Origin of the sequence: Dyadobacter luteus (assembly GCF_003383615.1) — a bacterium.
Taxonomy (GTDB): domain Bacteria; phylum Bacteroidota; class Bacteroidia; order Cytophagales; family Spirosomataceae; genus Dyadobacter; species Dyadobacter luteus.
Genome location: NZ_QNUL01000029.1, coordinates 23423 through 43391 on the forward strand (window position 1 = coordinate 23423; position 19969 = coordinate 43391).

The window sequence follows — 19969 nt, forward strand, 5'->3', positions numbered from 1 at the left end:
TCTTCATTTTTAACTTTTCATTCTTAACCCCCACCTCACTTAATCCATTCCTGGATAAACGTCATTTTGTGGGCAATGTAAGATATCGCCAAACCCCAGACTATAGCGCTGATCGTCATCCAGATAAATATGGATGAGCGTGGAACACGGAACGCAACCGCCAGCAATGGTCCAAAAAGTGGTGTGAATAAGGGTGGAGTCAAAAATGCGATTCCTATGATTCCGAATTTCTTCCAGATTTTGATGGCTAGCCTATTCGTTTTGCTAAATTTTTTAGGTGGCGTCTTTCTGTATTGACTTATAAGAGATTGTACTGCTTTTCCGGCATAGGTAAGTACCACCACGCTGAACATCATTCCTATAGCAGAAAATAGCGCAGTTTCAAGCCAGTTTAGTTGTAGCAATACACCTGTTATTGGTCCTCCGAAAAATTTAAGAGTACTTGCCAGTGCTACTGATATATATTTAAACAAAAGGGATTTCATTAGATTTTCACTTGGATCATTTCCGAAGCGTAGCGCCTTGCTGCCTCATTGGTCTGAACGTAATCGTCGTAACCGGGGTTTGGGATAAAATCGACTTTTTCAAGGGTCTCCAGAATTACATCAGAGATCTCTAAAAATCCGACTCTGTCGTGTAAAAATGCATCTACTGCAATCTCATTGGCAGCATTGATAATGCATGCTGCATTGCCACCTTTTTCCAGAACATGATAAGCTATGGCGAGGTTACGGAATGTCTCCATATCAGGCTTCTCGAAAGTGAGTGAGGGGTAATCCATGAAACTAAACCGTGGAAAATCACTTTTCAGGCGCTGCGGATAGTGTAACGCATATTGTATCGGCAATTTCATATCCGGCAGGCCGAGTTGTGCTTTGATACTGCCATCTTCAAACTGAACCAAAGAATGGACGATACTCTGTGGATGTACGATGACCTCAATCTGGCTGGCTGTAAGATTAAAAAGCCATTTAGCTTCAATAACTTCCAGACCTTTGTTCATTAATGTGGCAGAATCAATGGTAATTTTAGCCCCCATTGACCAGTTGGGATGCTTTAAAGCTTGCTCTTTTTTGACAGAAGCCAGCAATGAACGATCCTTTCCACGGAATGGTCCTCCCGATGCGGTCAGAATAATTTTCTCAATCGGATTATGCTCTTCTCCTGCAAGGCATTGGAATATTGCAGAATGCTCTGAATCAACCGGATAAATATTGACGTCGTGTGCTTTGGCAAGTCCCATGATCAGCTCTCCTGCCACCACAAGCGTTTCTTTGTTTGCCAGGGCAATGTCTTTTCCAGCCTTAATAGCGTGAATTGTGGGTAGCAGTCCTGCATAGCCAACCATTGCTGTTAACACTACATCTACAGAATCGGATTCTACGACTGAAACAAGTGCAGAGGAGCCCGTGTAGACCTTGATTGGCAGGTCAGACAGCGCCGCTTTCACCTGATCATAGAAATCCTTGTTTCCGATAACTACTTCTTTGGGGAGGAATTTCCGGGCCTGCGCTATCAGTAACGTGGCACTTGTTTGTGCGGTAATGACTTCTAAGGAAAATGTATCCAGATTTGCCTCAATTACATCTAGTGCCTGAGTTCCTATTGATCCGGTAGACCCGAGAATGGCTATACGTTTTTTACTCATCATATATTTCTTGTCCCTCAGGAGCGGTTTATCTTAATCAGTTCGTCAGCGATTTTACGATCATTGGAGAGTCTGGGTACCTTATTCTGACCACCCAGTTTGCCATTTGCCCTCATGTAATCAATAAACGTATTCTTGCGGAGTGGCACCAGTACCAGTTGGCGGAGAATACTTCCTTTGATAAGATCGTCGTAATATACGTTGAGCTCTGTTAGTCGTCTGTCTACATCGGCAACAAAATCTGCCATGTTCACCGGTTCTTTGGCAAATTCCACCAACCATTCGTGATAAGGCAGGCTGCCGCCAGATGCCGTTACCATGGGTGCTACTGTAAATTCCACCACTTCCACTTCGGGATGGCGCTCCATACCATAGCGCAACGCTTTCTCTATCTCTTCGCCAATTACGTGTTCACCAAAAGCTGAGATAAAATGTTTAATACGTCCTGAAACAACCACACGGTATGGATTGGTAGATACAAAGCGTACCGTATCTCCCAGTGAATAACCCCATAGACCGGCGTTGTTATTGACTATCATCGCATAGTTCTTACCTACTTCTACTTCTCCGATGGAAAGCCTTTTCGGGTTTTCGTCAAAGAAATTTTCTGAGGGGATAAATTCATAAAAAATGCCTGTGTTGAGCAATAGTAACAAACCTTCTTCCTCCTGAGAATCCTGATACGCAAAGAATCCTTCTGAAGCCGGATAAAGCTCAATAGAGTCAATACGTTTACCGATAGATTCGAAAAGTTTGGCGCGATAGGGTTCAAAATTCACACCTCCATAGATGAAGAGTGAAAACTCCGGGAATACATCTTTAATTTTTTTGCCGGTTCGGGCTATAATCCTGTCAAAGTACATTTGTACCCATGGAGGAATGCCGGAAATAAGAGACATTGGCTCATCGATTGTCTCATCTATGATTTTGTCCAGCTTGGTTTCCCAGTCTTCGATACAGTTGGTTTCGTAGCTTGGCAACTGATTAGAACGCAGGTATGCAGGAACATGATGGTTTGAAATTCCTGATAAACGGCCTGTCAGAACCCCACCTGTGTCAGTAAGTACCGGGCTTCCGGAAAGGAAAATAAGTTTATGATCTAAAAATTGAGATTTGCCCGTTTCTGCAATATATGTCAGAATGGCATTTTTGGCAGAGTTGATATGGTTGGATATGGAATCCTTAGAGATTGGTATATACTTTGTGCCCGAAGTTGTACCCGATGTTTTTGCAAAATAGAGCGGTTTTCCCGGCCATAGGATATCTTGCTCTCCTTCCTTAATACGGGCAATATAGCTTTTAAGATCTTCGTAATCACTTACGGGAACTGCTTCTTTAAAGTCGGAGTAGGATTGTATATCCTTAAAATGGTGATCCCTTCCGAATTGAGTGTCGCGTGCTTTTTTTATCAACGCGCTGAGCCATTCGTCCTGCACTTGTACGCTGCGCGCAATCCACTCATGTTGTTGTGATACGATATAGCGAGCCAACGGCTCACTCAAAAGTGATTTGATTCCCATAGTAAAAACAAATGTACGCAGGATTTGTAAATTCCGTTATAAATCGGGTAGCATGAAGAGATGCTTTTAATGGTGATTTTGGGATGTACGAGATAGTCATTACATACTAGTTCTACAAGGGACAATGTGTTGAAATAACTGCATTTAGAGTGGTTTTCGAAAGATGAAATGGTCTGTATGTGAATTTTGTCAAATGACTTTGTTTGTGGGTAATAATCTGTAATTTTGCAACCTTGAATTCAGAGATAAAGAAATTTTAAATATATATATGGGATTGTTTGATTTTTTAACAAGCGACATTGCGATAGATTTGGGTACTGCCAATACCCTTATCATCCACAAGGATACTGTAGTTGTCGATGAGCCGTCGATTATTGCCATGGATAAAACCACTGGTAAAGTACTCGCGATTGGCCACACAGCTATGCAAATGCATGAGAAGACCAACGAGAATATAAAGACAATCCGTCCTCTCAAAGACGGTGTTATCGCAGATTTTACCGCTGCGGAGATGATGATCAGAGGGTTAATCAAGATGATTGATACAGGCAACCGGTTCTTTTCTGCTTCTCACAGAATGGTGGTTTGTATCCCTTCAGGCATTACAGAAGTTGAAAAGCGTGCAGTAAAAGATTCCTGTGAGCATGCAGGCGCGAAAGAAGTGTATATGGTACATGAGCCGATTGCTGCTGCAATAGGTATCGGGATAGATATTACACAACCTAATGGGGTGATGATCGTGGACATTGGTGGTGGTACTACCGAAATCGCCGTTATTGCTCTTTCCGGTATTGTTTGTGAGCAGTCGGTACGTATTGCCGGGGATGTGTTTACACGTGATATTGTTGATTACATGCGCCGCGAGCACAACCTGCTGATCGGTGAGCGTTCTGCTGAGTTGATCAAAATGGCGATAGGTTCTGCATCTCCTGAGCTGGAAATCGCTCTGGAAGACTATCAGGTACGCGGTCGTGATTTGATGACAGGTATTCCAAAAGAAATTAAGGTAACGTATAGTGAAATTGCTTATTCTCTCGATAAATCAATATCTAAAATAGAAGAAGGAGTGATGAAAGCGCTGGAAATTTCTCCGCCTGAGCTTTCTGCCGATATTTTCAAGAATGGTATCTGGCTCACTGGTGGTGGTGCATTGATTCATGGTCTTGACCGCCGGATTTCACAAAAGACAAAGTTACCGGTACATATTGCTGAGGATCCGTTAAAGGCTGTAGTGAAAGGTACAGGTGAGGTTTTGAAGAATCTGGAACTTTATAAGCCTGTATTGATTTCCTGATTCGGATTATCAACGTTTTTTATAGCTCCCATGTCACTGGATATGGGAGCATTTTTTGCCTATGCTCCAGCTCGTTGATTTTGTTATCCGGAATCGTTTCTTCCTGGTGTTTGTTTTGCTGGAAGTACTCAGTGTATGGCTTATTGTGCGCAATAATTCTTATTGGGGTGCTACGTACTTCAATACATCCAATTATTATGTAGCCAAAACGCTTGCATTGTCGAATGCTGCGCAGGAGTATGCCAAGCTGGGAGAAATTAATGCGGATCTGGCACATGAGAATGCTAGGTTACATGCTATGCTTGCGGATGTGACGCAACGTAACCCGTCCGATGCCCCGGTAGGATATGTACCGGACTCAGCTTTTGCTTCTCGTTTTTCTTACACAGTAGCCAAAGTGGTAGACAATGAAACAACAAAAGCGAACAATGTAATCACGATAGATAAAGGGCTGGCAGACGGGATACAACCTGGAATGGGTGTGATATCCGCTACCGGTGTCGTTGGTAAAGTACGTTTCTGTTCTGAAAACTATTCGGTGATTACATCCATTCTGCATTCGCAGTTTATGGTTTCTTCGAGGCTTGTCAGAAGCAACGAAATAGGTTATGCAAAATGGCCGGGTAAAGATCCGTCAGTGATTGATCTGGTGGATGTTTCGAAATATACTAAAGTTTTCAAAGGAGATTCCGCTGTAACTTCAAACCAGAATTCTGTTTTCCCTCCAGGTATTATGGTGGGGAAAGTGGAGCATGTGGAAGTACACCCGGATCAGACATTTTATAATATTGCTTTAAGACTGGCTACCGACTTCAGGAATCTGTCTTACGTCTATGTGGTACAAAATCACCAGCTTGGGGAGCAAGAGAAACTTAAATCACGTACAGTAGATCAAAAATGAGTTTACGGGAAGCTATTCAATACTCCTTAATGATATTGCTGTATATGATACTGCAGATTTTGTTTTTGCGTAATGTTGTACTCTTCAATTATGCATTCTGCTTTGTCTATATCGGAGGCGTGTTACTGTTACCAGCTGATACCGATAGGTTGTATTTGTTGCTCATAGGTTTCGCAACGGGATTCACTGTCGATGTTTTTTCCAATACCTTCGGAATGCATGCATTTGCCACCGTTCTGATTGCCTACCTCAAACCCTATCTGGTGAATTATCAAATGGAAGCTAAGGGAACGGAACGAATGGAGCTTGGCATCCGGTCGCAAGGGCTCGGATCATTTTTGGCATATATCGTACCTCTTATTTTCATACATCACGCTGTACTTTTCCTGATGGAAATGAACAGCTTTGGCATGATCCTGTATACTTTCATTCGCATTTGTGCCAGCGTAGTGTTAAGTACTATTGTGTTGATTCTCCTGGAACTTTTCTCAAAAAGGTAGTATGACAATTTGTCGCAGCTGGTGACCCTGGCTCATTATTTGATGTATATACATATAATAATGGTTGGAGTAAGATTCTGAAATAACAGGTTGTCAGTTGCGTCACACTTCCTTTCAACTAGTGAACGGGTTTTCGGTGCTTCAAAAAGCCGTTCATCAAATTTTAATTTGTACCGTTTGGAGCTGTTGTTAATCTTTGTAAATTCAGCATTCCTATGTTAGTCGCCATGTCAGAAACACTCACGAACAATGGATATACGGATGACCTTCGCTATGAGGTTTTTAACCGTGAATTCATGCCTCATATTGACTCCATGTACAATTTCGCCTTTCGTCTTACCATGGACGAAGACGATGCTAATGACCTGGTTCAGGATACCTATTTAAAAGCTTTCAGGTTTATTTCTTCTTTTGAGCAAGGTACCAATGCAAAAGCCTGGCTTTTCAGAATTTTAAAAAACAGCTTCATCAATGATTACCGTAAGAAGAGCAAAGAACCTTCCAAGGTAGATTATCAGGAGGTTGAGACTACCTATAATTCAGAAGAAGCTTCGGATACTACTTACACGGTAGATTTGCGGGCTGATGCAGTTCAGGAGCTGATTGGGGACGAAGTGGCCAATGCTTTAAATGCGTTACCGGTCGACTTCCGTACCGTGATCATCCTTTGCGATATAGAAGGATTCACTTACGAGGAAATGGCTAAAATTCTGGATATACCTATCGGTACTGTAAGATCTAGATTGCACCGTGCTCGTAACCTTTTGAAAGAGAAACTGAAAAGTTATGCGAGCTCAATGGGATATGATTCATAACGTTTGAAACTTTTTTTGTAACCTAAGTGGTTATAAGGTACAACTGTACATATTCCATAATTCTTTTTTATCATTACCGGTAATGAATGCATCTTTGAAGACGCCTTCTGTGACAGAAGAAGCGCAAAAGCAAACCATGAAGCATACCTGCGAGCATCATGCTGAATGTATGAAAGTCATTCAGGCAATACTTGACGACGAAGCAACCGAGGCGGAGAAGGATCACTTCAGAGAAAACATGGATAAATGCATCCCTTGTATAGAAGCTTATCGCCTCGAAAAGTGTATTAAAGATTCTTTGAGCAGCAAAGTTCAGAAAAAGCCTTGTCCTCAGAACATTTTGAATACTATTATTTCAAAAATTAACGGTTAGTAGTATTCGCGTGAAAGGTAAGCTTATCATATTTTCTGCCCCCTCAGGTTCCGGTAAAACCACTATCGTTCGCCATTTATTACAAAAGTATCCGTCTTTGCTGGCGTTTTCGGTATCGGCTGCTACACGCGAGCAGCGTGAGCACGAGGTAAACGGAAAAGATTACTACTTCATCCCCAAAAAAGAGTTTCGTCAGAAAATTGCAGACAATGAATTTGCAGAGTGGGAAGAGGTGTATGCAGGCAATTACTATGGCACTTTCAAAACCGAGATTGAGCGTCTGTGGGCAGAAGGAAAACATGTTCTTTTTGATGTAGATGTAAAGGGTGGGCTTAAGCTTAAAGAAATATACAGAGAAGATGCACTGGCTGTTTTCGTAAAAGTATCTTCGGAAGACGAAATCATCCGCCGTTTGAGTGGAAGAGGAACTGAATCGGAAAAATCGCTGGAAACACGACTTGGAAAGGTGCGTTATGAACTTAGCTTTGAGGATAAGTTTGATATTACACTGATCAATGACAATTTGTCGGATGCGCTGGAAAAAGCGGAAAACCTTGCGCTCGATTTTATTGCTTCGTAAGTTTAGCCTTCCATCAAATCCTCAGCAATGAAAATAGGCCTCTTTTTCGGATCATTTAATCCTATCCACATTGGCCACCTGATCATCGCCAATACCATGGCATCTGCTACCGATCTTGAACAAGTTTGGTTTGTAGTAAGTCCCCAAAATCCATTTAAGAAGAATAACAGCTTATTGCACGAGTTTGACCGGTATGATATGGTGCAACGTGCAGTATCCGAGAACCCGCTTCTTAAGGTGACTGATATTGAATTCCATATGCCAAAGCCAAGCTATACGATTGATACTTTGGTCAGAATTCAGGAGAAGTTTCCTCAGCACGAGTTCCGGCTTATTATGGGAGAAGACAATCTGGCACAATTTCCTAAATGGAAAAACTATGAGCAAATCCTGGAGTATACAGGACTCTACGTCTATTCCAGACCACAATCCGCTCCGCATAACTTTAAAGATCATCCTGCAGTCAAATTTGTAGAAGCCCCTCTGCTGGACATTTCTGCCACCTACATCCGTTCTTGTTTGAAAAATGGTTCTTCTATCCGTTACATGGTGCCGGAGCCGGTGGAGCAGATGATTCGTATTAAGAAGTTTTATGTTAATTGAAATATTCACTACCTCACCTTCTTTAGCTCATCGTGCATGGCAGGGCGCCTCGGATATTTAGCACGCAAAATCTGAGCTGTTTCCAAAATTTTATTTTTGCTTTCAGGCATTAGTTTGATGATGTTTTGCATATGAGATGCAATTTGCGAGTAGCTTGAGCGGGAATCGGCCTTGTCGCCGGCAAGCACCAGCGCGGGACATATTAATTCGGTCAACTGAACCTGATAATCTTTTGCCAGATATTTCATGTAGCTGAGCAGTACGTCTAGACTTGGGTAGGACTCGACAAGTTGATAAAGCTTATTCCACTGTTTTTCCTGTACATAAACAGGAGCAAGCTGGTTAAGTATTGTTCTGTTTTTGGACCACCAATGATTGTTCAGATTCTTTTCCGCCTGCTGTTCAACCTCGGCAATGATACTCCCGACTAATAATCTGAATTCTGTTTCCCATTCAGCCTGTGTAAACGTTTTTTTCCAGCCTTCATAGTATTCGATGTTGAAACCACGGTCGAATGCGAAATGTAGATTGAGCTGTCTTTGCATTGGAATATCGCCCTCCAAACAAGCAATATCAAGAAGTGTTTTCTGCCAGTTAAAAACGGTACCTGGATGTTGCCTTTTGTCTGCTAAGTCAATGCCTTCACGGATCAATTCCTTGGCTTCTTCATACGATTGTCTGTTTATGGCATTATCTACAACATTCTGCCGGATTTCTACAATGTGCATGTTCTGTCGGATCAGTTTCTCTGCTTCCTGCACATTACCTGTTTCCTGAAAGAATAGAAGGGTTTGTAAGATGAAAAATTCTGTTTTGTAATCTTCGGATGTTTCCTCTCCAGGATCCCGGACAGCAAGATTGCTGAAGGCCAGAAACATTTCTGGTCTGTTGAGTTGAACGGCTAAATTTCTGAATATCTCAAAGCAACTTTCACCAAAATCTCCATAATCGAAATAGGTGTCATCGACCAGCGCTTTGGCAAAAAAATCATACAAATCTTCTTTCAACTCTCTGTTACAGCTCCCGGATTCGGCCACGGATGCTAATAGCTGGACGGCATTGAAAATGGTGTCGCCTATATTTCCGTTAGAATCATCAGCACTTGGAATTACCTCTTCAACTAACTGTTTCAGGACAACCCGTGCAATGATAGATGCCTCTTTGAAATTGTGATTTCCGAAAGCTTCCTGAGCCTTGTTGAGAAAACTGTCGGCCTTCATTGACAGCTCTCCTGCAGAGTAGTAATCTACATAACCCTGGCTCATTGAAGAACGGATTGCCTTCTTCAGGAGATCCGAATATTTCTTTTCAATATCAAAATGTTCGTCCTTGTGAGCAAAATATAGCTCAAACTGATTTTTGAGGTTTTTGTCGTTTTGCGCGTGTTGCGATACAAATTGCTTTAATTCGGCGAAGGAAATAGTTTCCAGCAATTCATTGAACGACAGGGCCTGCTTCTTTCCTTTCTTCTCAGGTTTCAGTTTGATAATTTTAACCTTGTCCTTCAGTTCATAAAACACCGCCACAATGTGTTTGCATACATCAGCTTCGTGGGGACAGTCACAGGTATAACTATCTATTTCGCAGCCAGCAGACAGCTCAACTTCCACGGAGTAAACCTCAGAACCTTCCACTTCCGCACACCAGACACCATCCTCCTCCTCTTCTAAAACATTCACAGCACCATTATAGTAATATTCTTTTCCCCTATTGAGAATTGTGGAAGAGATATGGTTTTGGAAATTTTTCAGGTTCATTCTGGGATGGTGAATGTTCGGAAAGATAATAACAACTTAAACGATCATGAGTAGCTGTTGGTTTTAGCTGTCATTTCCGTAAGTAAATGATTAATAGTATATTATGAAACAAAATAATATAAACTAATTTTAGCTGCTATTTAAGCCGTTCAAGTTTGTTCTACAACGGCCGCTCCTGATACGTAATCTCTGACAGCAAGCCAATTGCATTGAATTTAAGAATCACCTTATTGGATTTGGAAGGAGCTTTGATGTCATCGCAATGGGTACCTTTTTCAAGAAAGTATACGTAAAACTTCTGATTACGTTCTCCTAACTGATGGATATCAGGTCTTCCGAGGATTTCGCCTACTTCATCGGCATATTTACCCATTAGTTGATTTTGTTCTGCTTTGAAGTCGTTTATAAGCGTGGTGCGTACACCGTTGCAACTGCCTCTGTCACTACGCCATTTCTTCAGGTCCAACTTACCCAGTGTTTCAGGTTGAGAAGAGCAGGACATTATCCCTGTCAGAAGTAGTGCGAAAGTAATATATCTCATCATTTGGTATGCCATTACTGCAAAATACGAAACTAACGATATAATAATTCGTTATGAAATCTTTTGTATAGTTTGGTATAAATATTGGCATGGCGGTTGTAATCACTTTATACGGCCGGTAAGAACTAAAAGAATCACCAATGAAAATGCTAAGGAAGCTAATCTTATTAATAGTGTTGTCTGGCTGTACACTCGTAGCCAGAAGTCAATCGGTTCAGCCAATGGATGCTAATGACTGTGCACTTATTCTCTTTAAAGCGCTGCAGGATAAAGACAGTGGGACTTTACAAACTATTATGTCCCCGGATTTTTCTGTTACCAATTTTGATGGTCAGCCTTTGGAGAGGAATTTTTTGATCAGAGCACTGGAAGAGGGGGTTCTCAAAATTGAGAGTGGTATGCTTTCAGGTATGAGAACCAGAAACTATGGGGATGTGGGCCTGGTGCAGGGCAACTGGAGTGCGCGCGGGCAAATTCAGAACATCAGTTTTAATAATGATCTGGCTTATATGTTAGTAGCTGTAAAGGCAGGAGGTAGCTGGAAGGTCACCGCACTGCAGTTTACACCATTGAGGTAGTTAAAAAAAGAAGAGTGAGCCATTCGACATGACTCACTCCGCGTTCTTTTGGTATAGGTTATTTCTAAACGTTCATCAAAGATTCACGACGACGCATTTTACCAGCAGGAATACCAAACATCATTTTAAAACGACGGCAGAAGTAAGCGGTGTCTTTGTAACCAACATCTGAACCGATCGCGCGGATGCTCTTCTTAGAAGTACGCAGCAAATCAACTGCTTTTTCCATTCTTTGGTATTCAATGTAATCCTGTGGATTAATACCTGTCAGCATTTTGAAGTACTGTCCTACGTAATCCTCAGAAACATTAGCTACGTTAGCCAATACTTTGTTAGACAGGTCACCACCCAAATTATCTTTGATATAGGCGAAAATGTCGATCAAACGAGGATCTTTGAAATACGTACTGTTTGTAACTAATTGCTCAACGAACAGTTTGTTTTTCAGGATGTAACGAATAATTTCAATAACAACCTCTTCTGTTTTGATCTTGATGATACGGCCTTTACCAGGCGTATCCAGCATATCTTCTGTCAGGATCTGGTTGATCGTTGCCGCAATCTGATCATCACGTTTGATCAGGAATGGAGGAACGTCCAGAGAAGTGAAGAAGTTAACGGTATCGAAAACTTTTGCTTCGAAAGAAATAAGACCAAATGAGTTAGGCAATTTGCCGATGAGTGCCGGATCGTGACCTGCTTCTATGTAATTGTCGCGGTTGGTCATGAACTCCTCATTGGATACCGTTTTCGCAGAAGTTGCACTGCCGTAAGTAACAGTAGCGTGCTTGCCGCCCGGAATGAAGAGCATATCACCTTCTTCTACTTTCTGAGATTCCTCACCTCCGAAAGATACCTCTCCGTCATACAGAATTGTTAACGAATTTTGTACATCGTAGAAGTTTTTGATCGTGATAGGTTGCAAAATCCGTATATGACGAGCCTTTACGAACTTTACCCCCAATGACTCAATAATCTTATTATAGTCTTCCATGCTTGTATATATTTATGGGCTGAAGTGCCTTACTTTCTTATTTTGTACAAATCTAATAAATTGTACAAAACTAATACAAGTGTTTTTCGACAAAAAAATGAAAAAAAGTGATATTTTGGTATGAATTTAATCCAAGATTTAGAATAAAATAGTCGTGAGGCCTTGTTTCGGGTTATTTTAAAAGTTCACGGGCAATTACAAGTTTTTGGATTTCTGAGGTACCCTCATAAATTTGAGTGATTTTGGCATCTCTCATGAGCCTTTCGACGTGATATTCCCTCACATAGCCGTAACCCCCATGAATCTGAACGGCTTCCGTTGTAACCCACATGGCAACATCAGACGCATATAATTTGGCCATGGCTGCTGCTTTTATATAATCTTTGCCCTGGTCTTTGAGTCGGGCAGCTTTGTAAACGAGTAGTCTTGCCGCTTCGATTCGTGTATCCATTTCGGAAAGTTTGAATTGAATGGCCTGGTGTTCGCTGATTGGCTTGCCAAACGTCTTTCTTTCCTGAGCATATTTCAGCGAGAGCTCAAATGCCCCGGAGGCAATTCCCAATGCCTGCGCTGCAATACCGATCCGGCCGCCGTTCAGGGTACTCATGGCAAATTTAAACCCGAACCCATCTTCTCCAATTCTGTTTTCTTTGGGTACTTTCACGTCAGTAAACATCAGTGTATGGGTATCCGACGCCCTGATGCCCATTTTATCCTCTTTTTTACCTACCGAAAATCCTTCCCACCCCTTTTCTACAATAAAAACATTGATTCCCTTATGCCCTTTTTCGCGATGCGTATGTGCAATCACAAGGCAAACAGAGGATGAGTTTCCATTGGTGATCCAGTTTTTAGTGCCATTCAATAGGTAATGGTCACCTTCTTCTTTTGCAGTAGTATGTTGCGAGGTGGCATCTGAGCCGGCCTGAGGCTCCGAGAGGCAAAAAGCACCGATGTATTTGCCGGCAGCTAATTGCGTAAGGTATTTTTCTTTCTGAGCGTCTGTTCCGTAGGTTTCCATCCCCCAGCAAACCAATGAATTATTCACCGACATGATTACGGATGCGGATGCATCTACTTTGGATAGTTCTTCCATCGCAATCACGTAGGAGAGCGTATCCATACCGCCACCGCCATACTCAGGTGAAACCATCATGCCTAAAAATCCCAATTCACCCATTTTTCGGAGAAGTACGGGATCAAATTTTTGTTCATTATCCCTTTCAATCACACCAGGGAGTAGTTCATTTTGAGCGAAATCTTTTGCAGCTTCCTGTACGGCAAGGTGTTCCTCGCTCAGCTCAAAATCCATACAGTTTATCTCATTAGTATGTGCCATGGGCTATTTGATGTTTGGGAATGAAGTAATCAAAAATAAGACTTCAGACAATAGTATGCAAGCATACGAATTTCTAACGTGTTAAAACTTTGTGTATTGCTGCCTGTTTTGAAAAAAAGAAGTCTTAAGTTTGCGGTCTGAACGGAACATACGCACGCTTCAAGAATCTTTCATTACTGCTATTTATTCACATGCCTATTCTTACAGTCTTTTATTTAAAGCTGATCATCAATCTGGGTTTGACACTGGGAATCATCTGGACTATAAGCCGCTCAGAACTTTTCGCCAAATGGCAGCTGGAAAAAGATAAACAGATATTTTTACTGGCCTTTGTAATCTTTCGCTTAATTCCCTGGATCGGAATTTTCCTTGTCATCAATGAGGATCCGAGAGGAGATATTCCATTCTTTTTTTATAAAGCTGAAGCTGCAAAAAAAGGTGGGTTTGTGTACCGGGATTTCTGGTCCTATCACGCGCCGTTGTATGCTTATATTATCAGCTTGCCAGTATGGATATGGCACAATGCACGCGCTATTGTCCTTTTTATGGTGTTGATGGAAACCGGCATTTTATGGCTTACCTATCAAACGTACAAAGAGAGAAGCGTGAAAGCATTGCAACTTGCAGTGATTTACCTGATGCTTCCGGCTGCATTTATGTATATTCTTGTCGACGGGCAGGAAGAAGTTTGGTTTTGGGGAGCTGCTTTACTGATTTGGAGATATACACTGAAAAATAAGGAAAATTACGAAGTAGGAATTGGGCTGCTCTATGCGCTTACGTTGCTTACAATCAAGGTTACATTTATATTTCTGTTGCCGGCATTGCTTGTGGTTGTAAAGCGACCTGTCAAAATGTTACTGGTGATGGCAGCTGTAGGTATTCCTGCTGTCGGGTTTCTCTATTGGCAGATCGGGGATTTGTTCCTGATGCCTATTCAGCATACGGAGCAATTGATGACGCCTAATTTGTTTTCTGTGACACGTCCCTGGGTAGAGCTGGTATTACATATCAATGAGAAAAAGTCGACCATGATCAATTGGTTCGGACTTTTGTTCACTGTTTTTGTACCGGTATATATGGCCTATAAAGCTCGCCACAAACATATCAATGAAGTTTTACCGGGGATATTTATTGCCTGCTTCGTATGTATGATGATTTTTCAGGCCAGTGCCATGGGCGCGTATGTGATTGCTTATCTGATGGCGGCTTTGTTCGAAATTATAGATATCAGGAAAACCGGGCACATTGCTGTGCTCATTGCTCTTAACTGGCTTACTGTGGTTCAGCCATTTGTATGGGTATATATTGGTCAACCTGCCTACACCTCACCGGCGATGTTTGCAAATCCATTGTTTTTATTCGAGTATTTGCTGCAAATCATGAATGTGCTCTGCTTCTTCTGGATTCTGCGTGAAACATACAGGAAAGTGGTTTTATCACCTAAACTTTCCGTAGCATGAGTATCGTTTGGGCGAAGCTGGGAATCAGTGTTATCAGTGTATTATTACTGATGCTGATGCTTTTTAGAAAAAGCGTATTGACTAAATGGCTGGAAAATCAGGGCGTGCGCGTAACGCTTTTGTCGGGCTGGGTGCTCTTTCGCTTGTTGCCTTTCATAGCGATTTATCTGATAGCCGGTCTTGCGACAACGTCCGATGTGAATGGTTTTTGGGATGAGGGCAGCAAAGCCTCTCAGGGAATGATTGTGTACCGCGACTTCTGGTCGCCGTATTCTCCGTTGTATGCTTACTTCCTGGGTATATGGCTGAAAATCTGGTACGATTCTAAAATGATTGTGCTGACGATGGCCGTTATGGATGGAGTTGCCCTGTTTGTATCATGGCATTTTTTCAGGCCATTTCAGTCACGCGGAGTTTTCCTGTTTAATGCATTGGTTTACTATATTCTGCCGGGCGCGCTGGTATTATGTATTGTAGGAGCTCAGGAGGATGTTTGGATGTGGCTTTTTGTAGCGCTTGCGTATCTGGTTCGCGAGCGGAAGGTGGGTGTCGCATGGTATTCGTTCATTCTGGCTATTGGCTTACTGATGACCAAAGCCATTTTTGTATTGATTCTGGTTCCACTTTTTCTGATTGAGAAAGAGAAAATCAGGTTTATGATACCGATGATTATTGTAGGTATTATATCTCTGGGGATTTTGTACCCGCTCGTAGGCTGGGAATTCACGCAACCTATGGACGAAGCACAAACGCTTAGGGCTCCTAATATTCCCGCTATTCTGAACCCCTGGTTTAATAATCATATAGGGGTAGGAGAGAAGTTCTGGAACTGGATCGGATTGGTGGCATCGGTTGGGCTGGGTTGTCTGGCGGCCTGGAGATTACGAAAGGCTGATTTTCGCATCATGCTATCCCGAGTTTGGGTTGTACTTTATGCCACCATGATGGTTGTACAGCAAAGTGCATACAGTAACTATATCTTTCTTTTTCTGATTCCATTGGTCTTTTATGTGATCAATTGGAAAAGCCCTGTTCAGGTCATTTTGCTACTGATTTTTAACATTCTCTGCGTTGTGCATCCGTCGTATTGGTGGAGATTGGGAATGCCGTGTTATATGTCTCCCCAGGATATGGTCTCTTCTACGGAGCTGCTTACGGATTATCTGATGCAAGTGGCTATTGTTTTGATGACCGGATATTTTGTCTGGCTTGCATTCCCTAAAAAAAGTCAGCGGATATAGCCCATCAGCTTCATATCTTTTACCGGATCTTTCAGAAGAATACACCGGCCAACGGGTGCGAGCAGATACACAGCGTCACTCAGATTTGTTACATATTGATGCATATGGTCCGACACCAAAATTCCCTTATTCTGCTTTTCAAGGTGAATGATCTTTACTAACGTTTCTATGCTACGCGGAGATAAATGTGTAAATGGCTCATCCAGCAACACGAACTTCACAGGGGAGAACAGTATAAGCAGCGTTTCTATCAGTCTTTTGTAGCCACCTGAGAGCTTTGCGGCAGAAGTATAACGAGATGTCTGCAATTCAGGAAAAAAGTCGATCATACGATCATATTCAACCTGATACATCCGGCATATCTGATTAATCCTCATGTTTGGCGGTATAAAATTAAACTGAGGAAGGTACCGTACCAGGCCCGGCTCCTGATATGGATGAGCTATATAATCTCCGTTCCACCTGACAGATTGACTCTGGCCTCGCAAACTTCCTAATATCATCCTGAGCAGACTTGATTTCCCTGTTCCGTTTCGTCCCAGCAAGCCTGTGACTTTTCCAGTCTCTAACTGGATATAAATGTTCTGCAGGATTTTTCGATTGTTATATTCCAGCCACATGCTGTCCGCTTCAAGCTTGTGCGTAATCATAGCTGGGTATACATTTTAACTACGGCTACTAACAAAAAGAAGATCAGTATATCTAATCCAAATGCGGTCAGATATAACCTTGTTTCTGATATACCAAGATTGTGATAAAAATAGCGCTGAGAAGCCATCCGGTATTTTCTCATATAGCGCAATATGATGTAGTCAGTAATAAGCTTGATGATCAGATATCTTGGGAGGAACACATGAAAATTCTTGTCTAAAGGAAGATCTGCCAAAGCCCATAATGCAAGCGAGATTATGCCTGTAAAAAGACCAATGGAGCGGTAGAAGTATAGGATTGCTGTCATTCATTTACCTGTTTCAATTTTTGAGGCAATGTAGAGAAATGGCTTTGAGTTAATAAGTGCATTAAGCTTTTTTAACAGGCAAATCATCACAAGGAAATAGCCCTTTAACTTATTTTAACATAGGAGGATAGGTGGCGGAAGTATCTTTGAGGGTATCACATATATTCTATGCTACCAGTTGGATTACATACTTTATACGAACTTCAGATTATCTCGGAAAAAGTACATGAGGAGTCGATTCTCTCTTTTTTTGACAGGACCGTTTCTTACGGTGGAAGGGATTTGCTGAAAAAGATGATCCGGGAACCGAAGGAGTCGGTGGAGGATATCATTGAAGAGCAAGAGTTGCTGAGATCTGTTATTACCAATTACTCCTGGTGGGAAGTGAATGTTTCCCATGCTTATATCGCTGCGACCGAGTATTACTATGAAAGTAATATAGGGCATACGATGGCTCAGGATATTGTTCAGCACTGGTTTCAGACGATGATGTTTGCCTATAAAAATGAGGCGGAATTTTATCTGATTCAGAGCGGGGTTACAGCAACGATCAGGGTTTTCAGAGCTTTGAAAAGAACAGTTTGGCAGCTCTCTTATATGGATGTGCCGGATTCCTTTAAAAAGGATTTTGAGTTTATAGTGGCTTTCCTCGACTCGCTGATGTTACGTCCCTATATGCAGGAAGAGGATAGGGGTATAAGTAAAATGAGTGTTTTTCATCTGGATTACTTCTTGCGAAAGCAATGTAAAGATGAGTTCAGACGGATGCTTGATATACTGTACAAGCTGGATGCCATGTTGTCTATTGCTATGACGGCCCGTGATCATGCGTTGTATTTTCCGGAATTTGTCTCTGATGACGGAGTTCTTGAAGTATCTGATTTGTGGCATCCCTTGCTTCAGAATCCCGTCAAAAATGGTTGTACACTCACAAGAGAGTCAGGTATTTGTATACTTACAGGAGCCAATACCAGCGGAAAAACGACCTTTTTAAAAGCGTTGGGCATTTCTGTTTATCTGGCACATCTGGGCTGGCCGGTTCCGGCGGCTAAGCTGCAACTTTCTTTTTCGGATCGGCTGTTTACTTCCATACATCTCTCTGATGATCTTACCCTCGGATACAGTCATTTTTACAATGAAATCATGAGAATTAAAGAGATTGCTCAGGCGCTGGCTAACGGAAAAAGGTGTTTGGTGTTAATAGATGAGCTGTTCAGAGGTACAAATCAGGAAGATGCGCTGCACTGTTCGGGTACCGTTGTGAATGGCTTTCTCAATTATTCAACGTCAGTTTTTGTGATCTCTACACACCTCATGGAGCTTTTGAAGAATTACGAAAAGAACCCTTACATCAGGTTCAATTGTTTCAAGACGATGATTACCCGGGATGGATTTGAAAATACTTACAAGCTGGAAGATGGCGTAGCAACCGAAAAGGTAGGTAAACTGATCATGGAAAATGTTGGGATTCCTGAGTTGCTGGAAGGTAATAAAAGCATAAAGCCCTCACAAAGGTGAAGGCTTTACATAAGTTTTTGGCGCGGATTCGATTACTCGACCACATCAAAACCGCAATAAGGAACCAATACAGCCGGCACACGGATGGTACCATCTTCCTGCTGATTATTCTCTAAAAGAGCTGCAACAATACGCGGAAGTGCAAGTGCTGAGCCATTCAGGGTATGAAGAAGCTGCGTTTTCTTATCCGCATTTTTGTAACGCAATTTAAGGCGGTTTGCCTGGTAGGTTTCAAAGTTGGATACAGAGCTACATTCAAGCCAGCGTTCCTGTCCCGCAGACCATACCTCAAAATCATATGTTAACGCAGAAGTAAAGCCCATATCTCCACCGCACAAACGGAGTATGCGATAAGGTAATTCCAGCTTTTCAAGAAGGCTTTTTACATGCTCAACCATCTCGTCCAGTGCTTTGTACGATTCTTCAGGTTTGTTGATCTGTACAATCTCAATTTTGTCGAACTGATGCAGACGGTTCAACCCTCTCACGTGCGCTCCCCAACTTCCTGCTTCACGACGGAAACACGGTGTATAGGCAGCATGCTTGACAGGAAGCTCAGATTCCGGTACGATTACATCGCGGTATAAGTTCGTAACAGGTACTTCAGCTGTAGGGATTAAATAAAGATCATCCTGTGCATCGTGGTACATTTGTCCCTCTTTATCAGGGAGTTGTCCTGTTCCGAAGCCTGAATCAGCATTTACTAAAATAGGAGTCTGCACTTCTATATAGCCTGCTTTTGTTGCTTCGTCCAGGAAGAAAGAAATCATCGCACGTTGTAAACGCGCCGCTTTTCCTTTGTAAACAGGAAAACCTGCACCGGTAATTTTATTACCCAATTCAAAGTCAATGATCGGAGCCTGCGATTTTCCCAACTTGCGGATCAATTCCCAGTGGGGCAACGCACCGGCGTGTAAAGCAGGTTTTTCGCCCTTTTCAAGCACGTTTACATTGTCTTCCGCAGTGCGGCCTTCCGGAACGCTTTCATGCGGCAGGTTAGGAAGTTTTACAAGTTCTTCCAATAAAGCCTGTTCTATCTCCTTGTGTTTGTCGTCAAGCGTTTTGGAGCGTTCCTTAAGAACGGCAGTTTCTGCTTTGGCAGCCTCTGCAGCCTCTTTTTGCCCTGATTTCATCAAAGCACCGATCTCTTTCGCCTTGTTGTTGGATTCGGCCAGAACGGTATCCAGTTCCTGCTGCACCTCCCGGCGACTCTGGTCAAGTGTAATGATCTGATCTACGGCCTTCTCAGCATCCTTAAAATGCTTTTTCTGTAATCCTGCGATTGTCAGTTCTCTGTTTTCGCGGATGAAAATGGGTTGTAACATATGGCTGTCAGCTGTCGGCGG

21 protein-coding genes are annotated in these 19969 nt (G+C 42.3%); 11 read left to right on the forward strand and 10 right to left on the reverse strand.

Going from position 1 to position 19969, the window contains the following annotated elements:
- Positions 1 to 35: 35 nt before the first annotated feature.
- The 3 genes from DSL64_RS24240 to DSL64_RS24250 are packed head-to-tail and all read right to left on the reverse strand — an operon-like array spanning position 36 to position 3168.
- Positions 36 to 485 carry a hypothetical protein gene (locus tag DSL64_RS24240; RefSeq protein ID WP_115833539.1) on the reverse strand — a complete coding sequence of 150 codons (450 nt, stop codon included), beginning with the start codon at positions 483 to 485 and terminating at the stop codon, positions 36 to 38.
- Positions 485 to 1651, reverse strand: a complete 1167-nt coding sequence (locus tag DSL64_RS24245) for a 1-deoxy-D-xylulose-5-phosphate reductoisomerase (RefSeq protein WP_115833540.1) — start codon at positions 1649 to 1651, stop codon at positions 485 to 487. Before DSL64_RS24245 ends, DSL64_RS24240 begins: the two co-directional genes overlap by 1 nt.
- Positions 1652 to 1665: 14 nt before the next feature.
- Positions 1666 to 3168: a GH3 auxin-responsive promoter family protein gene (locus tag DSL64_RS24250; RefSeq protein WP_115833541.1), complete on the reverse strand. Its 1503-nt coding sequence runs from the start codon at positions 3166 to 3168 to the stop codon at positions 1666 to 1668.
- Positions 3169 to 3436: 268 nt separating this feature from the next.
- On the opposite strand from DSL64_RS24250, the gene DSL64_RS24255 reads away from it, so the two are divergent.
- The 7 genes from DSL64_RS24255 to nadD all read left to right on the forward strand — a co-directional run bounded on the left by DSL64_RS24255 (position 3437) and on the right by nadD (position 8234).
- Positions 3437 to 4462 carry a rod shape-determining protein gene (locus DSL64_RS24255; protein ID WP_115833542.1) on the forward strand — a complete coding sequence of 342 codons (1026 nt, stop codon included), beginning with the start codon at positions 3437 to 3439 and terminating at the stop codon, positions 4460 to 4462.
- A gap of 61 nt (positions 4463 to 4523) precedes the next feature.
- Complete coding sequence (gene mreC, locus DSL64_RS24260) at positions 4524 to 5363, forward strand: rod shape-determining protein MreC (RefSeq protein ID WP_115833543.1); 840 nt, start codon at positions 4524 to 4526, stop codon at positions 5361 to 5363.
- A gap of 44 nt (positions 5364 to 5407) precedes the next feature.
- The gene (locus DSL64_RS24265; protein ID WP_229217213.1) at positions 5408 to 5863 is read left to right on the forward strand and encodes a hypothetical protein; all 456 of its coding nucleotides are present in this window, start codon (positions 5408 to 5410) and stop codon (positions 5861 to 5863) included.
- Positions 5864 to 6090: 227 nt separating this feature from the next.
- Positions 6091 to 6678 carry a sigma-70 family RNA polymerase sigma factor gene (locus DSL64_RS24270; protein WP_229213821.1) on the forward strand — a complete coding sequence of 196 codons (588 nt, stop codon included), beginning with the start codon at positions 6091 to 6093 and terminating at the stop codon, positions 6676 to 6678.
- Positions 6679 to 6760: 82 nt separating this feature from the next.
- Positions 6761 to 7051, forward strand: a complete 291-nt coding sequence (locus DSL64_RS24275) for a phosphohydrolase (protein WP_229217214.1) — start codon at positions 6761 to 6763, stop codon at positions 7049 to 7051.
- Positions 7052 to 7061: 10 nt separating this feature from the next.
- Positions 7062 to 7631 (forward strand): guanylate kinase, encoded by a 570-nt coding sequence (gene gmk / locus DSL64_RS24280; RefSeq protein WP_115833546.1) that lies wholly within the window; start codon positions 7062 to 7064, stop codon positions 7629 to 7631.
- Positions 7632 to 7658: 27 nt separating this feature from the next.
- Positions 7659 to 8234, forward strand: a complete 576-nt coding sequence (nadD, locus tag DSL64_RS24285; RefSeq protein ID WP_115833547.1) for a nicotinate (nicotinamide) nucleotide adenylyltransferase — start codon at positions 7659 to 7661, stop codon at positions 8232 to 8234.
- Positions 8235 to 8242: 8 nt separating this feature from the next.
- On the opposite strand, the gene DSL64_RS24290 is transcribed toward nadD, so the two are convergent.
- Both DSL64_RS24290 and DSL64_RS24295 read right to left on the reverse strand, forming a co-directional pair.
- A complete protein-coding gene (locus DSL64_RS24290) occupies positions 8243 to 9991 on the reverse strand; it encodes an SWIM zinc finger family protein (protein WP_115833548.1) in 1749 nt (582 codons plus the stop codon).
- Positions 9992 to 10151: 160 nt separating this feature from the next.
- The gene (locus DSL64_RS24295) at positions 10152 to 10535 is read right to left on the reverse strand and encodes a hypothetical protein (RefSeq protein WP_229217215.1); all 384 of its coding nucleotides are present in this window, start codon (positions 10533 to 10535) and stop codon (positions 10152 to 10154) included.
- A gap of 137 nt (positions 10536 to 10672) precedes the next feature.
- On the opposite strand from DSL64_RS24295, the gene DSL64_RS24300 reads away from it, so the two are divergent.
- Complete coding sequence (locus DSL64_RS24300) at positions 10673 to 11110, forward strand: nuclear transport factor 2 family protein (RefSeq protein ID WP_115833549.1); 438 nt, start codon at positions 10673 to 10675, stop codon at positions 11108 to 11110.
- 64 nt (positions 11111 to 11174) lie between these two features.
- Here DSL64_RS24300 and DSL64_RS24305 read toward each other — a convergent pair whose 3' ends face one another.
- Together DSL64_RS24305 and DSL64_RS24310 are read right to left on the reverse strand one after the other, a co-directional pair.
- Complete coding sequence (locus DSL64_RS24305; RefSeq protein ID WP_115833550.1) at positions 11175 to 12104, reverse strand: helix-turn-helix domain-containing protein; 930 nt, start codon at positions 12102 to 12104, stop codon at positions 11175 to 11177.
- A 172-nt stretch (positions 12105 to 12276) separates the two neighbouring features.
- Positions 12277 to 13416 (reverse strand): acyl-CoA dehydrogenase, encoded by a 1140-nt coding sequence (locus DSL64_RS24310; RefSeq protein WP_115833584.1) that lies wholly within the window; start codon positions 13414 to 13416, stop codon positions 12277 to 12279.
- A 218-nt stretch (positions 13417 to 13634) separates the two neighbouring features.
- Here DSL64_RS24310 and DSL64_RS24315 point away from each other — a divergent pair, with 218 nt between their 5' ends.
- On the forward strand, positions 13635 to 14906 hold the full coding sequence (locus DSL64_RS24315) for a hypothetical protein (protein WP_115833551.1): 1272 nt from the start codon (positions 13635 to 13637) through the stop codon (positions 14904 to 14906).
- Entirely contained in the window at positions 14903 to 16147 is a 1245-nt protein-coding gene (locus DSL64_RS24320) for a hypothetical protein (protein ID WP_115833552.1), read from the forward strand. Before DSL64_RS24315 ends, DSL64_RS24320 begins: the two co-directional genes overlap by 4 nt.
- On the opposite strand, the gene DSL64_RS24325 is transcribed toward DSL64_RS24320, so the two are convergent.
- Both DSL64_RS24325 and DSL64_RS24330 read right to left on the reverse strand, forming a co-directional pair.
- On the reverse strand, positions 16135 to 16797 hold the full coding sequence (locus tag DSL64_RS24325; RefSeq protein WP_115833553.1) for an ATP-binding cassette domain-containing protein: 663 nt from the start codon (positions 16795 to 16797) through the stop codon (positions 16135 to 16137). The genes DSL64_RS24320 and DSL64_RS24325 overlap by 13 nt on opposite strands.
- Positions 16794 to 17105, reverse strand: coding sequence for a hypothetical protein (locus DSL64_RS24330; protein ID WP_115833554.1), 312 nt, complete (start codon positions 17103 to 17105; stop codon positions 16794 to 16796). The genes DSL64_RS24325 and DSL64_RS24330 overlap by 4 nt, the downstream gene beginning before the upstream one ends.
- A 168-nt stretch (positions 17106 to 17273) precedes the next feature.
- Between DSL64_RS24330 and DSL64_RS24335 the strand changes: the two genes are divergently transcribed.
- Positions 17274 to 18623 (forward strand): MutS-related protein, encoded by a 1350-nt coding sequence (locus tag DSL64_RS24335; RefSeq protein WP_115833555.1) that lies wholly within the window; start codon positions 17274 to 17276, stop codon positions 18621 to 18623.
- A 32-nt stretch (positions 18624 to 18655) separates the two neighbouring features.
- On the opposite strand, the gene serS is transcribed toward DSL64_RS24335, so the two are convergent.
- Positions 18656 to 19948, reverse strand: coding sequence for a serine--tRNA ligase (gene serS, locus DSL64_RS24340; protein WP_115833556.1), 1293 nt, complete (start codon positions 19946 to 19948; stop codon positions 18656 to 18658).
- Positions 19949 to 19969: the final 21 nt, after the last annotated feature.

What these genes read in the sequence shown, in the direction of transcription:
- DSL64_RS24240 (WP_115833539.1), bottom strand. Translation starts at nt 485, where the DNA reads ATGAAATCCCTTTTGTTTAAATATATATCAGTAGCACTGGCAAGTACT.
- DSL64_RS24245 (WP_115833540.1), bottom strand. Translation starts at nt 1,651, where the DNA reads ATGATGAGTAAAAAACGTATAGCCATTCTCGGGTCTACCGGATCAATA.
- DSL64_RS24250 (WP_115833541.1), bottom strand. Translation starts at nt 3,168, where the DNA reads ATGGGAATCAAATCACTTTTGAGTGAGCCGTTGGCTCGCTATATCGTA.
- DSL64_RS24255 (WP_115833542.1), top strand. Translation starts at nt 3,437, where the DNA reads ATGGGATTGTTTGATTTTTTAACAAGCGACATTGCGATAGATTTGGGT.
- mreC (WP_115833543.1), top strand. Translation starts at nt 4,524, where the DNA reads ATGCTCCAGCTCGTTGATTTTGTTATCCGGAATCGTTTCTTCCTGGTG.
- DSL64_RS24265 (WP_229217213.1), top strand. Translation starts at nt 5,408, where the DNA reads ATGATACTGCAGATTTTGTTTTTGCGTAATGTTGTACTCTTCAATTAT.
- DSL64_RS24270 (WP_229213821.1), top strand. Translation starts at nt 6,091, where the DNA reads ATGTCAGAAACACTCACGAACAATGGATATACGGATGACCTTCGCTAT.
- DSL64_RS24275 (WP_229217214.1), top strand. Translation starts at nt 6,761, where the DNA reads ATGAATGCATCTTTGAAGACGCCTTCTGTGACAGAAGAAGCGCAAAAG.
- nadD (WP_115833547.1), top strand. Translation starts at nt 7,659, where the DNA reads ATGAAAATAGGCCTCTTTTTCGGATCATTTAATCCTATCCACATTGGC.
- DSL64_RS24290 (WP_115833548.1), bottom strand. Translation starts at nt 9,991, where the DNA reads ATGAACCTGAAAAATTTCCAAAACCATATCTCTTCCACAATTCTCAAT.
- DSL64_RS24295 (WP_229217215.1), bottom strand. Translation starts at nt 10,535, where the DNA reads ATGATGAGATATATTACTTTCGCACTACTTCTGACAGGGATAATGTCC.
- DSL64_RS24300 (WP_115833549.1), top strand. Translation starts at nt 10,673, where the DNA reads ATGAAAATGCTAAGGAAGCTAATCTTATTAATAGTGTTGTCTGGCTGT.
- DSL64_RS24305 (WP_115833550.1), bottom strand. Translation starts at nt 12,104, where the DNA reads ATGGAAGACTATAATAAGATTATTGAGTCATTGGGGGTAAAGTTCGTA.
- DSL64_RS24310 (WP_115833584.1), bottom strand. Translation starts at nt 13,416, where the DNA reads ATGGATTTTGAGCTGAGCGAGGAACACCTTGCCGTACAGGAAGCTGCA.
- DSL64_RS24315 (WP_115833551.1), top strand. Translation starts at nt 13,635, where the DNA reads ATGCCTATTCTTACAGTCTTTTATTTAAAGCTGATCATCAATCTGGGT.
- DSL64_RS24320 (WP_115833552.1), top strand. Translation starts at nt 14,903, where the DNA reads ATGAGTATCGTTTGGGCGAAGCTGGGAATCAGTGTTATCAGTGTATTA.
- DSL64_RS24325 (WP_115833553.1), bottom strand. Translation starts at nt 16,797, where the DNA reads ATGATTACGCACAAGCTTGAAGCGGACAGCATGTGGCTGGAATATAAC.
- DSL64_RS24330 (WP_115833554.1), bottom strand. Translation starts at nt 17,105, where the DNA reads ATGACAGCAATCCTATACTTCTACCGCTCCATTGGTCTTTTTACAGGC.
- DSL64_RS24335 (WP_115833555.1), top strand. Translation starts at nt 17,274, where the DNA reads ATGCTACCAGTTGGATTACATACTTTATACGAACTTCAGATTATCTCG.
- serS (WP_115833556.1), bottom strand. Translation starts at nt 19,948, where the DNA reads ATGTTACAACCCATTTTCATCCGCGAAAACAGAGAACTGACAATCGCA.